Source organism: Polaribacter sp. PL03 (assembly GCF_033875165.1).
Taxonomy (GTDB): domain Bacteria; phylum Bacteroidota; class Bacteroidia; order Flavobacteriales; family Flavobacteriaceae; genus Polaribacter.
On the sequence record NZ_JAWZSV010000001.1, the window covers coordinates 504,091 to 519,437 of the forward strand.

Here is a 15,347-nt window from a genome sequence, read left to right on the forward strand (position 1 = left end):
TATGTTTAAAAACAAAGATCAAAAAGAAGACAAGCAAAAAGGTAAACCTAGAACTATGGAAAGAAATGTTATTGCAAAAAACTCAACATTTATAGGTGATATAACGTCTGACGGAGATTTTAGAATAGATGGTATTTTAGAAGGAACTTTAAAGACAAAAGGAAGAGTTATTATTGGTGTAGAAGGTTTAATTAAAGGTACTGTAGAATCTACAAATGCAGACATAGAAGGTAAGTTTTCTGGGCAGCTTTCTGTTGCAAATACTTTAACCATAAAAGGTACAGCAAATATTTCTGGAGACGTAACTATTGGTAAATTATCTATAGAGCCAGGTGCAACCTTTAACGCAACTTGTGCAATGAAAGGTGCTTTAAAAGAATTGAATAACAACAATGAAACAAAAAAACGTTCAGAAAAAACCGCTTAATAAAGCAATTCAGCTTTCTGGCGCAGGTTTACAAATGGGTTTAACAATTTATCTAGGTTTTCTTTTAGGAGAATGGTTAGATAAAAAATTAGAACTTACTTTTTTAACAACTACAGTTACGTTAATTGCTATTTTTTTAGCAACGTACGCACTTATTAAACAAGCCAATAGAATTAATGATTAAAAGCATTATTAATACACTTTTAGCTTTTATTATTCTAGCAATAGTTGGTTTTTATATTCACACATTCATTTTAGAAAATGAGGGCATAATTACACCCTTTTCTATAAAGAAATTATACCTTTTCCACGCAGGTTTTTCTATACTAGTTTGTGTTAATTTACAACTGTTATCTACTGTTAATAAAATTTCTGAACAACTAGGTTTTATATACTTAGGAACCTTATTATTAAAAATAATGTTATTTTCTGCAACCTTTTATAACGTTCTAATTAAAGGAGAAAATTTAGCAATAGCTACTAAAATATCGCTCTTAATACCTACTTTTATTTTTTTATTAACAGAGGTGTTTTTTGTTTCAAAAATTTTGAACAAAAAGCAATAAATTTTATTTTCAAAAAAAAGTTTGTAATTTTGAATTATTGCGTACCTTTGCGGCGAATTTAGAAAGCGTATATTTACAATGAAGATTGCACAAAAAACAATCAAGTATCTTACAATAGCAGTAATAGCGGTTATTACAAGTACAACTTTTGCATCAGAGTCTGATAAGAAAAACCATCCTCAAAAAGATGGCGGTCAAGTTAATACTCAAGAAGAAGTAAAAGCGTACATTCAACATCACCTTAAAGATTCTCACGATTTTACATTTTTTTCGTATTCTACGGATGAGGGAGAGAGAAAACATTTTGGTTTTCCTTTACCAGTAATTTTATGGTCAAGTGAAGGTTTGGTGTCTTTTATGTCATCAGAATTTCATCATAATGATGATGGACATGTAATTGTTGAGAAAAAAGGATTAAAATTTGCGAAGATTCATAGCAAAATTTATGAAATAGACAAAGGAGCAACTACTGTTTCTTATGATGATAAACATCATGCAACAAACGCTCATAAAACATTAGATTTTTCTATCACAAAAAGTGTTGTAGGTATTTTGTTTGCAAGTCTTTTAATGTTTTTAGGTTTTTCTAGGTTAGCAAAACAATACAAGTCTAGAAAAGTGCCAAAAGGATTCGGACGTGTTCTAGAGCCTTTAGTAATTTATGTTAGAGACGAAATAGCAAGACCAAATATTGGTGAGAAGAAATATAAGAAGTTCATGGGCTTTTTATTAACCGTATTTTTCTTTATTTGGATTTTGAATTTATTAGGTTTAACACCATTAGGTTTTAATGTAACAGGGCAAATAGCAGTAACCGTTTGTTTGGCATTATTTACAATGGTAATTTATATAACAAACGGAAGTAAAGATTTCTGGGCACATACATTATGGATGCCAGGTGTTCCTTACATCTTAAGACCAATATTAGCAGTAATAGAGTTAGCAGGTTTTATTTTAATTAAACCGTTTTCATTATTAGTGCGTTTATTTGCAAACATTACAGCAGGTCACTTTGTGGTAATGAGTTTAATTGCCTTAATGGTAACAATGAAAGAAGCATTTGGGCCAGTAGCGTCTACAGGAATGTCTTTAGCATTGGCATTATTTATAATGGTAATTGAAATTTTAGTAGCGTTTTTACAAGCATTTATTTTTACGATGTTATCATCGTTATTTATTGGAATGGCTGTTCAAGAACACGACGATCATTAAAAATCTTAACGAAAGTTAAGTATAGAAGAGAATTAGAATTTGTTTAATTAATATATTTAAAAATCAATTAGTATGTACAATTTAATTGGAGCAGGATTAATCGTTATCGGAGGTGGTATTGGATTAGGTCAAATCGGTGGTAAAGCAATGGAAGGTATTGCTCGTCAACCTGAAGCAGCTGGTAAAATTCAAACTGCAATGATCATCATTGGTGCCTTATTAGAAGGTTTAGCATTTGGTGCATTAATCTTAGGGAAAGCATAATTTCCTAAAAAAGAAGCAAAAACACTTTTCTGTAACGGTTGGTTACAGAAAGTGTTTTTAAATTAAACAAAAAACAAAATAATTAGTTTACAGAATGGAAACTTTATTAAACGATTTTTCACCAGGTTTATTTGTAATGCAAATTGTCATCTTAATAATTTTATTATTATTGATGAAAAAATTCGCTTGGAAACCAATTTTAAACTCTTTAGAAGAAAGAGAAACTGGTATAGAAGATGCATTAAAATCTGCTGAAAACGCACGTAAAGAAATGCAAAACCTGCAAGCAGACAATGCAAAGCTTGTTAAAGAAGCTAGAGCAGAAAGAGATGCTATGATGAAGGAAGCAAGAGAAATTAAAGAAAGTATAATTTCGGAAGCAAAAGAAGATGCAAAAGAAGTTACTTCTGCATTAATTGAAAAAGCACAAGCATCTATTCAGCAAGAAAAGCAAGCAGCTTTAGCAGAAATTAAAAAGAGCGTTGCAGAATTATCTATAGGTATTGCAGAAACTGTAATTAAAAAAGAATTATCTAACAAGAAAGATCAACTAGATTTAGTTGAAGGAATCTTAAAAGATGTTACTTTAAACTAAGTATAAATGAAAGACGCAAGAGCAGCATTACGTTACGCCAAAGCAATCTTAAATCTTGCAAAAGATTCTAAGTCTGAAACAGCAGTAAAAGAAGATATGTCTTTAATAACAGCTACAATTGCTGAAAACAAAGATTTAGCTGTAATGTTAAATAGCCCTATTGTTAAAGCAACAAATAAGATGAATGTCTTAAATGCTTTGTTTGATGGTAAGGTAAATAATATTACATTGGGCTTATTCCATTTGTTAAAAGACAATAAGAGAATTCCTATGTTAGATTCTGTTGCAAAGAAATATGCAATTGTTTTCGATCATTTAAAGCGTACGCAAGTTGCAACAGTAACAACAGCAGTAGCTTTAACAGAAGAAGTAGAAAAATTAGTTTTAGATAAAATTGTTGCTTTAACAGGCGAAAATGCAAATCTAGAAAATGTTATAAATCCAGCTATTTTAGGAGGATTTATTATACGTGTTGGAGATGTGCAATATGACGCAAGTATCTCTAATTATTTAAACGAATTAAGAAAGGAATTTGACAATAGTCATTTCATTCCAAAAATTTAATTATACATCAAATCATATAAGATGGCAAGTATTAAACCAGCTGAAGTATCAGCAATTTTAAAGCAACAGTTAACAAATTTCGAAACGAAAGCTACTTTAAATGAAGTAGGAACTGTTTTACAAGTAGGTGATGGTATCGCACGTGTTTACGGTCTATCTAATGTTCAATATGGTGAGCTAGTAGAATTCGAAGACGGATTAGAAGGTATCGTATTAAACTTAGAAGAAGACAATGTAGGTGTTGTATTATTAGGTGCTTCAACTGCAATTAGAGAAGGTTCTACGGTAAAACGTACAGAAAGAATTGCTTCTTTAAAAACAGGTGAAGGAATTGTAGGACGTGTTGTAGATACTTTAGGTAACCCTATCGATGGTAAAGGACCAATCGAAGGAACTACTTATGAAATGCCTTTAGAGCGTAGAGCTCCTGGTGTTATCTATAGAGAGCCAGTTACAGAGCCATTACAAACTGGTATTAAATCTATCGATGCAATGATTCCTGTTGGTAGAGGTCAACGTGAGTTAATCATTGGAGACAGACAAACAGGTAAATCTACAGTTGCTTTAGATACCATTTTAAACCAAAAAGAATTTTACGATGCTGGTAAACCAGTATATTGTATATATGTAGCTATCGGTCAGAAAGCTTCTACTGTTGCAGCAATTGCAAACATGTTAGAAGAAAAAGGCGCTATGGCTTATACTACTATCGTAGCAGCAAATGCATCAGATCCTGCAGCAATGCAAGTTTATGCACCATTTGCTGGAGCTGCAATTGGAGAATACTTTAGAGATTCTGGAAGACCAGCTTTAATTATCTATGATGATTTATCTAAACAAGCTGTTGCTTACCGTGAGATTTCTTTATTATTAAGAAGACCACCAGGACGTGAAGCTTACCCAGGGGATGTATTTTACTTACACTCTAGATTATTAGAAAGAGCTGCAAAAGTTATTAATGATGACAAGATTGCAAGTGAAATGAATGATTTACCAGATTCTTTAAAAGGAATTGTAAAAGGTGGAGGTTCTTTAACTGCATTACCAATTATTGAAACACAAGCAGGAGATGTATCAGCATACATACCAACAAACGTAATTTCTATTACAGATGGACAAATTTTCTTAGATGGAGATTTATTTAACTCTGGTGTTCGTCCAGCAATTAACGTAGGTATTTCTGTATCTCGTGTTGGTGGTAACGCTCAGATTAAAGCAATGAAAAAAGTATCTGGTACTTTAAAATTAGATCAAGCACAGTATCGTGAATTAGAAGCGTTTGCTAAGTTTGGTTCAGATTTAGATGCAGCTACAATGAGTGTAATTTCTAAAGGACAACGTAATGTTGAAATTTTAAAGCAAGCTCAAAATGATCCTTTCTCTGTAGAAGATCAAATTGCAATTATTTATGCAGGTTCTAAGAACTTATTAAAAGATGTTCCTGTAAACCAAGTAAAGAAATTCGAGAAAGATTACATCGATTACTTAAACGCAAAACATAGAGATACTTTAGATACATTAAAATCTGGGAAATTAACACCAGAAACTATTGCAGTTTTAGAAGCAGCAGCAAGTAAGATATCTAAGCATTTTGCATAATATATAGTTGTCATTCCCGCGAAAGCGGGAATTTCATAATTCCAATAGAATGGCAAACTTAAAAGAAATACGTAATAGAATTACCTCTATTAAATCTACAATGCAGATTACATCTGCCATGAAAATGGTATCTGCTGCAAAGTTGAAAAAAGCACAAGATGCAATTACGGCAATGCGCCCTTATTCATCTAAATTAACTGAATTGTTGCAAAATTTAAGCGCAACTTTAGATAGTGAAGCTGGTGGAGCGTATTCTACAGAAAGAGAAATTTCTAAAGTTTTATTAGTAGTTGTTACTTCTAATAGAGGTTTATGTGGTGGTTTTAATTCTTCTATAACTAAAACAGTTGTAAGAACAATTGAAGAGAAATACAGTGATGTTGATGTAGATTTATTTGCTATTGGTAAAAAAGGTGGCGATGTTTTATCTAAACAACATAATATTGTAGCTACAAGAAACGATCTATTTGATGACTTAACTTTTGATAATGTAGCAGTAGTTGCAGAAAAGTTAATGGAAATGTATGTTGATGGTAGTTATGATCATATTGATGTTGTTTACAATCAATTTAAGAATGCAGCAACCCAAATACCTCAAGTAGAACAATTTTTACCAATTAAACCTATTGAAGGTGGTGATGCAGATGCAGTTAATTCTGATTACATTTTTGAACCATCAAAAGAAGAAATTGTAGAAGCTTTAATTCCTAAGTCGTTAAAAACACAATTGTACAAAGCAATTAGAGATAGTTTTGCTTCTGAACATGGAGCAAGAATGACTGCAATGCACAAAGCAACAGACAATGCTACAGATTTAAGAGACGATTTATTGTTAACTTATAACAAAGCACGTCAAGCAGCAATTACAAACGAGATTCTAGAAATTGTAGGTGGAGCAGAAGCTTTAAATAATTAAACATAGCGTAAGCGAAGTTAAATTATAAAAAAGCACCAAGTTAAACAACTAGAAATACTTTATAAAATATTAAAAGAGCTTATCAGAAATGATAAGCTCTTTTTTTTGTCTTAATTTTATAAAGAATGAAACCCTTCAAATTTTAATTCGTTTTTAATAATAGAACCAAACTAATTAATGTCTAAAGAACTACATCTTTTAATTCTTAAGAGTAAAAAAGGAAATCAGAAAGCACAAATAAAGCTATATGAGCTGTTTTGTGATGCGATGTTCTTTATTAGTTGTAGATATCTAAAAAATGAAGAAGAAGCAAAAGACGCTATGCAAGAAGCTTTTCTAAAAGCTTTTTTAGGTTTACATTCTCATAAAGATAATACAAGCTTTGGTTCTTGGTTAAAAAGGATTGTAATTAACACTTGTATAGATAAATTAAAGAAGGTTAAAATAGAAACAGTTTCAATCGATAATTACCCTTTAGAACTTATAGAAGATGATAATTGGAATTTCAATTCTAAAATTGGTAAAGAAGAAATTATTACAGCAATAGAAAACTTAAAGCTAAAGTACCAATTGGTTGTTAAGTTGTATTTAATTGATGGCTATGATCATGAAGAAATATCAGAAATATTAGATATTCCTGTTAAAACATCTAGAACACAATTAAGAAGAGGAAAGTTAGCCTTAAAGAAACAATTAGAAACAAGAAATTATGGAACATGATATTAGAAATATGTTTGATGAAAAAGATTTTAAAAAGAAAGAACTTCCCGAATTTCATAAAGATGAATTCTTAATCAAACTAAAAAAATCATCAAATATTCAGAAGAAAAATACAACTTTTTTCTCTTATAAATATGCAGCTATTTTAGTAGTTATTGGTGTATTGTGTTTTTTTAGATTTAGTAATACAAACACACGTCTCAAACAAGAATCTGTTTTACTACAAGTAGAAAATATAGAGAAAGTCTATTTTGATAATATTGATAAAGAATGGAATAGTTTCTTGAAAATTACAAATGATTCTATTTTGGTAGATAAATACCAAGTAAAGTTATATAAGTTGAGTTTGGATTATAAAAAAATTACTGCCCAATTTAATAAGCATCCAAATAGTATAAATGTATTAGAATCTTTAGTAGATAATTTGCAAAGACGTTTGCAATTAATTAGAGATATTAAAGATCATATTAATGAGTTAAATCAAAAAAACACAAGCAATGAAACCATATATTTATAACATTACATTTTTTTTCTTTTTTATAGCCTTTAATCTTACTTCGCAAACAAAAGAAAATATAATTAAAAAAAGTTTTAAAGTAGATGAAAACACCATTTTAAATTTAGATTTAGATAACGTAGCAATTGTTTTTGAAGAATCTTTTGACGGTGAAATTCATTTTGATTACTCTATTATTTTTGGTAGATATTCTAAACGTAAGAGAGAAATTATAATAAATCAATCTAAAACTAAAGTTTCTAAAAAAAATAATTTGGTAAGTCTTAAAGTAGGAAACTCAGAATTTCTAGGGATAAACTTAACGTATATGTTAGATTTTAATTCGAAAGACTATTTAACATCTTTTAAGGATTATGTAAAATATGAAAAGGCTAGAAAACATATTTATAAGAGTAAAGATTCTGTATTAAAAGAGTTAGCCTCTAGTGAAGGGAATAATCTTACAAACTTTATGAAAAGAAATAAAGAAAATTATAAAGACTATTCATCAATTAAAGACAAAAAAGTGATGATTAAAAAGTTTGTTATTAAAGTGCCAAAAAACCTAAAAATTAGAATAAAAGCAATTAAAACTGATATTACATTTAATTATGATCTTGTAAAACCTTTTACTATAAATAGTTTTAAAGGAGTCTTTAGATTTAAAAATATAATAGGTAAAGAAAATAGAATTATTTCTTCTAATGGTATTTTTCAAGCAGAAAAAGTTACAAATTCTAGACTCGAGTTTCTAGATATGAGTAAAGTTTTAATTGGCGAAATTTCTAATACAGATTTAGTAACAGAAACGTCTAAACTAGAAACAGGAGAAATCGGTAAAAATGTTTCAATTAATGACTTTAATAGCAAACTCTATCTCTACAATTTTAGTCAAAATTTTTCAAAATTTAATTTAACAGGAGATTACTCAGAATTGAATTTTTACAAATTAGAAGACAATAATTTTTCTATGGATGTGTTTGGGCACAATACAGTTTTAAATATGAATGATACTAAAACAACTTTTGGTCTTTCTAAAGATAAAAAATTAGATAAAATATTAGAGAAAAAAGCAAAAGAAAGCAAAACTAGTTCTGGAACTATTGCAATTGAATTAAGAAACGGAATTTTAAATATAAAGTAATTAAACCAAAAAAACCAACTCAAATGAGTTGGTTTTTTTTTACACTTTATATAAATACATAAAACCTCTTAGAGGTCAAACTTTATTCCTTGTGCTAAAGGCAATTCATCAGAATAATTAACCGTATTTGTTTGTCTTCTCATGTAAACTTTCCAAGCATCAGAACCAGACTCACGTCCGCCACCGGTTTCTTTTTCTCCACCAAAAGCACCACCAATTTCTGCACCAGAAGTACCAATATTTACGTTTGCGATACCACAATCTGAACCAGCATAAGATAAAAATTTCTCTGCTTCTTTCATTTCATTCGTCATAATTGCAGAAGATAAACCTTGTGCAACTCCGTTTTGTTGATCAATTGCATTTTCTACTTCTCCAGAATATTTCATTAAATATAAAATAGGTGCAAAAGTTTCATGTTGTACAATTTCAAAATGATTTTCGGCTTCAATAATTGCTGGTTTAACGTAGCAACCACTTTCATAACCTTCACCTTCTAAAACTCCACCTTCAACTAAAACATTTCCACCTTCAGCTTTCGCTTTTTCAATAGCAGCTAAATAAGTATTTACAGCATCATGGTCAATTAACGGACCAACATGATTGTTTTCATCTAAAGGGTTTCCTATTTTAATTTGACCATAAGCGCCAACAATTGCATCTCTTACTTTATCATACACAGATTCGTGAATAATTAATCTTCTTGTAGAAGTACAACGTTGTCCGCAAGTACCAACAGCGCCAAAAACAGCACCAGGAACTACTACTTTTAAATCTGCAGTTGGTGTAATAATAATTGCATTATTTCCACCTAATTCTAATAAAGATTTTCCGAAACGTTGTGCAACAGTTGCACCAACAATTCTTCCCATTCTTGTAGAACCTGTTGCAGAAACTAGTGGAATTCTAGTATCTGTAGTCATCATTTCACCAACTTTATAATCTCCATTTATAATACAAGAGATTCCTTCTGGTAAATTATTTTCTTTTAAAATTTCTGTAATTATATTTTGACAAGCAACGGTACATAAAGGTGCTTTTTCAGAACCTTTCCATACACAAACATCACCACAGATCCACGCTAAAGCGGTATTCCAAGCCCAAACAGCAACAGGAAAATTAAAAGCAGAAATAATACCAACAACACCAATTGGGTGCCATTGCTCTCTCATTACATGTCCTGGTCTTTCAGACGGAATTGTTTGTCCGTTTAACTGTCTAGATAAACCAACTGCAAAATCACAGATGTCTATCATTTCTTGCACTTCACCTAAACCTTCTTGGTAAGATTTACCCATTTCATAAGAAACTAATTTACCAAGTGCTTCTTTCTTTTCTCTTAACTTATTCCCAAATTGGCGTACAATTTCTCCTCTTTGTGGAGCAGGCATATTTCTAAAAGATAAAAAAGCTTTCGTAGCAGCTTCCATCACTTTTTCGTAATCTTCTTTTGTAGTAGTTTTTACTTTTCCAATTAGTTTTCCATCAACAGGAGAGTAACTTTCTATAATTTCTCCGTTAGAAAAGTTGTTAGAACCAGTAGAAGTTCCATTATTTATATCTTTTAAACCTAATTCTTTTAAGGCTTCTTTTATTCCAAAATCCGTCATTTTGCAGTTTCGTTTTAGATGTTTAACTTAGAAGTTCGAATTTACGAATAATTTCACAAATAAATAAATTAAACAAAAAATACAATTATTGTTTAATTTTAAACAAATAACTATGAAAAGAGTCTTATTAATTGTTGCAGTTTTATTGATTTCATTTGGGTGTAAAAATGAATCTAAGCCTTTGTCTAATCAAGAAAAAACAACAGAAGCACAAAATGAATTTGCTATAATAATTCATGGTGGCGCAGGAACAATTTTAAAGAAAAATTTATCTAATGAAAGAGAAGCTGCCTATAAAGCAAAACTAGAAGAAGCTATAAAAGTAGGACATACAATTCTTAAAAACGGAGGAACAAGCCAAGAAGCAGTTGTTAAAACTATTCAGGTAATGGAAGAATCGCCATTATTTAATGCAGGTAAAGGTGCTGTTTTTACACATGAAGAAACCAATGAGTTAGATGCTTCTTTTATGGACGGGAAAACCTTAAATGCAGGAGCTGTTGCTGGTGTAACGAATGTGAAAAGCCCAATTGAATTGGCTGTAAAAATTATGACAGATTCTGATCATGTAATGCTATCTGGAAAAGGAGCTTCTATATTTGCTAAAGAAAAAGGATTAGAAATTGTAGACCCAAGTTATTTTTATACAGAAAAACGCTTTAAATCGCTTCAAAGAATTAAAAATAAAGCAAAAACGGAGTTAGATCATGATGATAAAAAAGCTGCTTTTTACGATGCAGATATTAAAAATGCAAAATATGGAACTGTTGGTTGTGTTGCTTTAGATAAATATGGAAACATTGCTGCAGGAACTTCTACAGGTGGAATGACTAATAAACGTTGGGGTAGAATTGGTGATGCACCAATTATTGGTTCTGGTACATATGCAAATAATTTAACTTGTGGTGTTTCTTCTACTGGTTGGGGAGAATATTTTATTAGAAGCCAAGTTGCATATGATATTTCTGCTCAAATGGAGTATAAAAATAAAACCTTAAAAGAAGCAACTAAAGATGTAATACAAAATAAACTAACTAAACTTGGCGGAACAGGTGGTGTTATTGCTTTAGATAAAAACGGAAATATGTCTTTTGAGTTTAATACTGCAGGAATGTATAGAGCTTCTATGAATGATAAAGATGAATTAGTTGTAAAAATTTATAAAGAATAAGCCAACCATTTTTCCGGAATTGGTTGTAAATCAAGTTCAGTCTTTTTAGAATTTATTCTTCGTTTAAGTCCTATTCTAGATATTTTAGGAAGAGATAAATTAATGTTATTACGTTGGCTAATAATCTTTAAAACATATTCTAAAGTATTATCTGAACATAAAACTAAACTATTCATCATAGCATTAGATTCTTTTGCTAAATCATAAAAATCTACAAAATAAGCAGGTTTGTTATCTTGGTAAACAAGCCATTGATGGTATTTCTTTTTAGGAATTTCTACCACTTCTTTTACGCCTGTTATAGTTCTATATGTATTTGTTGCAAAATTCATTCTTTGTTCTTTTTGAGGATGCGAAAATAGTTTAGAATGGTATTTTTTAGATTTCTTTTAGTTGTAAAGACAAGAAAACTCGATAAAGGCGGTTGTTTTTGCTTTAAACGGCATTCATCAATAATAAAAAAGAGTTTGTTAATGGCAATTATATTTTTGATTCTAAATTGATTTAAAAATCATAAAAAAATGTCTTGATAAGTCTTATTTTTGCAATGTCTTATGCAAAATAAAATTTTTAACATACAAACAGAACAAGAGTTTACAGAAGTTGCTTTAGCAGTTTTTAATCATCAATTTAAAAACAATAAAGTATATAGGTCTTTCTGTGATCTATTATATATTCATCCTTCAGATGTAAAAACTGTTCAAGAAATTCCGTTTCTTCCTATTCAGTTTTTTAAAAGTAAAGAAGTACTTGCATCACAAGATAAAGTAGAAGAAACTTTTACAAGTTCTGGTACTACAGGTAGTGTAACTAGTAAACATTTTGTAACCGATATAAATCTTTATAAAGAAAGTTATTTAAAAGGATTTGCACATTTTTATGGAGACATAGAAGAGTATACTGTTTTAGCTTTATTACCTAATTACTTAGAGAGAAAAGGTTCTTCTTTAGTTTTTATGGTTGATGATTTAATAAAGAAATCTAAAAAACCAGAAAGTGGTTTTTATTTAGATAATATCGAAGAATTAGCTAAGAAATTGATTCAATTAGATAAAAACGGACAAAAAACACTTTTAATTGGTGTTTCTTTCGCTTTGTTAGATTTAATTGAAATGCAACAATTTCACCTAAAAAACACCATTATTATGGAAACTGGTGGTATGAAAGGGCGAAGAAAAGAATTGGTGAGAGAAGAATTACATCAAATTTTACAAAGTGGTTTTGGGGTTGCAGAGATTCATTCAGAATACGGAATGACAGAATTATTAAGTCAAGGGTATTCAAAAGGAAATGGAGTTTTTGATACGCCACCTTGGATGCGTATTTTAACAAGAGATACAGAAGATGCTTTAACAATTAATGCTTCAGGAAAAAATGGAGGAGTGAATGTTATTGATTTAGCAAATTACAATTCGTGCTCTTTTATTGCTACTCAAGATTTAGGAAAAGTACATGATAATGAAACGTTCGAAATTATTGGTCGTTTCGATAATTCTGATATTAGAGGTTGTAATTTAATGGTTTTATAGATTTAAAATATAAATAATGAAGTTTAAGTTATTTAAAGAATTTAAAGAGTTTGCTGTAAAAGGAAACATGATAGATATTGCCATTGGGGTAATAATTGGTACCGCTTTTAATAAAGTAGTTAATGTCTTAGTAAAAGAAGTTTTAATGCCACCATTATCTTTTATGACAGATAGTGCTAATTGGGAAAACAGAAAACTTGTTTTACGAGAAGCTCTTTTAGTTAATGGAAAAACTACTAAAGAAGAAATTGCTATTGGTTATGGTAAATTAATAGAAGCAGGAGTAGATTTTTTAATAATTGCTTTCTCTGTTTTTATAGTTGTAAAATTAATGAATTCTTTAAAGAAGGAAGCAGAAGATCCAAAAAACGCAAAAGTGGTTACTCCTAAAAATATTGAGTTAATGAACAAAACCAATGAACTTTTAGAGAAACAAAACGAGTATCTACAAAAAGTTTTAGCAGATAGAAAATAATTTTTTAAACTTATTTATAATAAACAGAATGTCCCCAATTTGCAATAGATTGTATTACGGGTATTAACGTTTTTCCTAAATCTGTTAACGAGTACACAACTTTTAAAGGTGGTTTAGAAGTGTAAACTTTTCTTTTTACAATACCATCTTCTTCTAATGTTTTTAACTGTAAGCTTAAAGTTCTTTCCGTAACAGTTGGCATTTCTTTTCTTAGTTCATTATATCGCAAAGGTTTTTCTATTAAGTGAAAAAGAATTACTGTTTTCCACTTTCCGCCAATTATTCCCATGGTTAAACTTGCACAACAAGGGTACTCTTTTCCTTTAAATTTTAATAATTGGTGTTTGGTCTCTTTTAAATCTTCCATAAAGCAATATTTATCTTTTCTGACTTTTATTAGTACAAAAGTAATCTACTATATTTATTTATACAACTATATTTTTTATAGTTAAAATTACAACCTTTAAATATCTTTAATTTAGTGTTTTAAGATTTTTTTTTATACTATCTTTTTTGACCGTTATTGTGAGATGTAAAAACTATTTATACTTTTGTAGCTATAAAAATGATAGTTTAAAAAAAATATAAAAATGAATTTAAAAGAAATACTAAACTGGAGATATACAACTAAAGAGTTTGACACTACTAAAAAGATATCAAAATTAGATATGGGGCAAGTCAAAAATTTATTAAGGATGAGTCCATCTAGTGTAAACCTGCAACCTTGGCATTTTATTATTGCAGAAACAGAAGAAGGTAAAGAAAGAATTGCAAAAGGAACTAAAGGTTTTTTTCATTTTAACGAACCAAAAGTAGTAAATGCTTCTGCTGTAGTTTTGTTTTGTTCTAGAACGAGTGCAGATGAAGATTATATGAAGCATCTTTTAGAGGTTCAAGATAAAGATGGAAGATTTCCTACAGAAGATATAAAAAATGGTATGTATGGTGGAATGAATGCTTTTGCAGATATTCATAAATATGACTTAAAAGACCTGCAACATTGGATGGAAAAACAGGTTTATTTAAACATTGGAAGCTTTTTATTAGGTGTTGCAAGTTTAGGTATTGACGCTACACCAATGGAAGGTATAGATGTAAAAGCTTTAGATGAAGAATTTGGTTTAAGAGCTAAAGGTTTTACGTCATTAGTAGCAGTTTCAATAGGTTATAGAACTACAACAGACTTTAATTCGACGGATAAAACACCAAAATCTAGATTATTAGAAAGTGAAATATTTACCGAAATATAATCGATAAGAATTAATTTATTTGAGACTTTTAATTCACTAAAAAAATACTAATATTTCTTAGGAAATAAAGAAGTTCTTCAATTTCTTTGCAGATTGAAATTTAACGATAAATGGAAAATTTTATTACATTTTTTATTACAGTATTTACAGGTTTTTTTGCGATAACAAACCCAATATCTAACATGACGGTTTTTGTATCCTTAACACAAGGCGCAGATAAAAAAACAAAAGATGATATTAATAAAAGAGCAAATATAGTAGCGTTTATAATTGTAACTGTTTTTATTCTTTTGGGTAAATATATTTTCGAACTATTTAATATTAGTATTCCTGCATTTAAAATAACAGGTGGAATTTTAATATTCTTTATAGGTTTCGATATGTTACAGTCTAAACAATCTAATGTAAAAAGTCTTGAACATGTACATATCGATGAAAATATTGCGGTTTCGCCATTAGCTATTCCTATTTTAGCAGGACCAGGTACTATTGTAACTGCTATGAATTTTGTATCTAATGCAGCTCCGTTAAAGATGTTTTTAGTAATTGCAATTTTTGGTTCTATGAGTTTAATAACTTATTTTACTTTTAGATTAAGCGATTTTATTGTAAAAATAGTTGGTCATAATGTAATTTCTGTGATAGGAAAAATAATGGGATTAATTATAGCAATCATTGGAACTGGTATGATTATACAGGGAATTAAAATTTCTTTTGATTTAATAGCGAAATAGATTTTCGTCTATAAGAACATAAAAAAAGCGACTTTTAAAGTCGCTTTTTTTATATATTGAATTCACTTAAATTTG

Annotated in this window: 20 protein-coding genes; 17 read left to right on the forward strand and 3 right to left on the reverse strand. The window is 29.5% G+C overall.

Features of this window, described 5'->3' with window-relative positions; genetic code table 11:
* Window position 1 precedes the first annotated feature (1 nt).
* From SHK09_RS02220 to SHK09_RS02275, 12 genes are all read left to right on the forward strand, one after another.
* Window positions 2-427 (forward strand): polymer-forming cytoskeletal protein, encoded by a 426-nt coding sequence (locus SHK09_RS02220; protein WP_319809140.1) that lies wholly within the window; start codon window positions 2-4, stop codon window positions 425-427.
* A complete protein-coding gene (locus SHK09_RS02225; RefSeq protein WP_319809141.1) occupies window positions 393-611 on the forward strand; it encodes an AtpZ/AtpI family protein in 219 nt (72 codons plus the stop codon). The genes SHK09_RS02220 and SHK09_RS02225 overlap by 35 nt, the downstream gene beginning before the upstream one ends.
* A complete protein-coding gene (locus SHK09_RS02230; RefSeq protein WP_319809142.1) occupies window positions 604-993 on the forward strand; it encodes a DUF6168 family protein in 390 nt (129 codons plus the stop codon). Before SHK09_RS02225 ends, SHK09_RS02230 begins: the two co-directional genes overlap by 8 nt.
* A 78-nt stretch (window positions 994-1,071) precedes the next feature.
* Complete coding sequence (gene atpB / locus SHK09_RS02235; protein ID WP_319809143.1) at window positions 1,072-2,205, forward strand: F0F1 ATP synthase subunit A; 1,134 nt, start codon at window positions 1,072-1,074, stop codon at window positions 2,203-2,205.
* 72 nt (window positions 2,206-2,277) lie between these two features.
* A complete protein-coding gene (gene atpE, locus SHK09_RS02240; protein WP_013620961.1) occupies window positions 2,278-2,469 on the forward strand; it encodes an ATP synthase F0 subunit C in 192 nt (63 codons plus the stop codon).
* Between the two features lie 94 nt (window positions 2,470-2,563).
* Window positions 2,564-3,064, forward strand: a complete 501-nt coding sequence (locus tag SHK09_RS02245; protein WP_319809144.1) for a F0F1 ATP synthase subunit B — start codon at window positions 2,564-2,566, stop codon at window positions 3,062-3,064.
* A 6-nt stretch (window positions 3,065-3,070) separates the two neighbouring features.
* The gene (gene atpH, locus SHK09_RS02250; protein WP_319809145.1) at window positions 3,071-3,628 is read left to right on the forward strand and encodes an ATP synthase F1 subunit delta; all 558 of its coding nucleotides are present in this window, start codon (window positions 3,071-3,073) and stop codon (window positions 3,626-3,628) included.
* Window positions 3,629-3,649: 21 nt separating this feature from the next.
* On the forward strand, window positions 3,650-5,227 hold the full coding sequence (gene atpA, locus SHK09_RS02255) for a F0F1 ATP synthase subunit alpha (protein ID WP_319809146.1): 1,578 nt from the start codon (window positions 3,650-3,652) through the stop codon (window positions 5,225-5,227).
* A 49-nt stretch (window positions 5,228-5,276) separates the two neighbouring features.
* Window positions 5,277-6,143 (forward strand): ATP synthase F1 subunit gamma, encoded by an 867-nt coding sequence (gene atpG, locus SHK09_RS02260; protein ID WP_319809147.1) that lies wholly within the window; start codon window positions 5,277-5,279, stop codon window positions 6,141-6,143.
* Between the two features lie 177 nt (window positions 6,144-6,320).
* Entirely contained in the window at window positions 6,321-6,863 is a 543-nt protein-coding gene (locus SHK09_RS02265) for an RNA polymerase sigma factor (RefSeq protein ID WP_319809148.1), read from the forward strand.
* The gene (locus SHK09_RS02270; RefSeq protein ID WP_319809149.1) at window positions 6,853-7,380 is read left to right on the forward strand and encodes a hypothetical protein; all 528 of its coding nucleotides are present in this window, start codon (window positions 6,853-6,855) and stop codon (window positions 7,378-7,380) included. Before SHK09_RS02265 ends, SHK09_RS02270 begins: the two co-directional genes overlap by 11 nt.
* The gene (locus tag SHK09_RS02275) at window positions 7,361-8,503 is read left to right on the forward strand and encodes a hypothetical protein (protein WP_319809150.1); all 1,143 of its coding nucleotides are present in this window, start codon (window positions 7,361-7,363) and stop codon (window positions 8,501-8,503) included. The genes SHK09_RS02270 and SHK09_RS02275 overlap by 20 nt, the downstream gene beginning before the upstream one ends.
* A 68-nt stretch (window positions 8,504-8,571) precedes the next feature.
* Here the strand turns inward: SHK09_RS02275 and SHK09_RS02280 are convergent, their stop codons facing one another.
* Window positions 8,572-10,113, reverse strand: coding sequence for an aldehyde dehydrogenase family protein (locus SHK09_RS02280; RefSeq protein ID WP_319809151.1), 1,542 nt, complete (start codon window positions 10,111-10,113; stop codon window positions 8,572-8,574).
* Window positions 10,114-10,225: 112 nt separating this feature from the next.
* Between SHK09_RS02280 and SHK09_RS02285 the strand changes: the two genes are divergently transcribed.
* Window positions 10,226-11,284, forward strand: coding sequence for an isoaspartyl peptidase/L-asparaginase (locus tag SHK09_RS02285; protein ID WP_319809152.1), 1,059 nt, complete (start codon window positions 10,226-10,228; stop codon window positions 11,282-11,284).
* On the opposite strand, the gene SHK09_RS02290 is transcribed toward SHK09_RS02285, so the two are convergent.
* The gene (locus SHK09_RS02290; RefSeq protein ID WP_319809153.1) at window positions 11,272-11,616 is read right to left on the reverse strand and encodes a hypothetical protein; all 345 of its coding nucleotides are present in this window, start codon (window positions 11,614-11,616) and stop codon (window positions 11,272-11,274) included. The two genes, SHK09_RS02285 and SHK09_RS02290, sit on opposite strands and share 13 nt — an antisense overlap.
* Before the next feature lie 222 nt (window positions 11,617-11,838).
* Here SHK09_RS02290 and SHK09_RS02295 point away from each other — a divergent pair, with 222 nt between their 5' ends.
* The gene (locus SHK09_RS02295) at window positions 11,839-12,813 is read left to right on the forward strand and encodes an acyl transferase (RefSeq protein WP_319809154.1); all 975 of its coding nucleotides are present in this window, start codon (window positions 11,839-11,841) and stop codon (window positions 12,811-12,813) included.
* Window positions 12,814-12,829: 16 nt separating this feature from the next.
* Window positions 12,830-13,288 (forward strand): large conductance mechanosensitive channel protein MscL, encoded by a 459-nt coding sequence (gene mscL, locus SHK09_RS02300; RefSeq protein ID WP_319809155.1) that lies wholly within the window; start codon window positions 12,830-12,832, stop codon window positions 13,286-13,288.
* Between the two features lie 10 nt (window positions 13,289-13,298).
* Here the strand turns inward: mscL and SHK09_RS02305 are convergent, their stop codons facing one another.
* Window positions 13,299-13,655, reverse strand: coding sequence for a helix-turn-helix domain-containing protein (locus tag SHK09_RS02305; protein WP_319809156.1), 357 nt, complete (start codon window positions 13,653-13,655; stop codon window positions 13,299-13,301).
* A 223-nt stretch (window positions 13,656-13,878) separates the two neighbouring features.
* On the opposite strand from SHK09_RS02305, the gene nfsB reads away from it, so the two are divergent.
* Both nfsB and SHK09_RS02315 read left to right on the forward strand, forming a co-directional pair.
* Window positions 13,879-14,538, forward strand: a complete 660-nt coding sequence (nfsB, locus tag SHK09_RS02310; RefSeq protein ID WP_319809157.1) for an oxygen-insensitive NAD(P)H nitroreductase — start codon at window positions 13,879-13,881, stop codon at window positions 14,536-14,538.
* Between the two features lie 110 nt (window positions 14,539-14,648).
* On the forward strand, window positions 14,649-15,272 hold the full coding sequence (locus SHK09_RS02315; RefSeq protein WP_319809158.1) for a MarC family protein: 624 nt from the start codon (window positions 14,649-14,651) through the stop codon (window positions 15,270-15,272).
* Window positions 15,273-15,347: the final 75 nt, after the last annotated feature.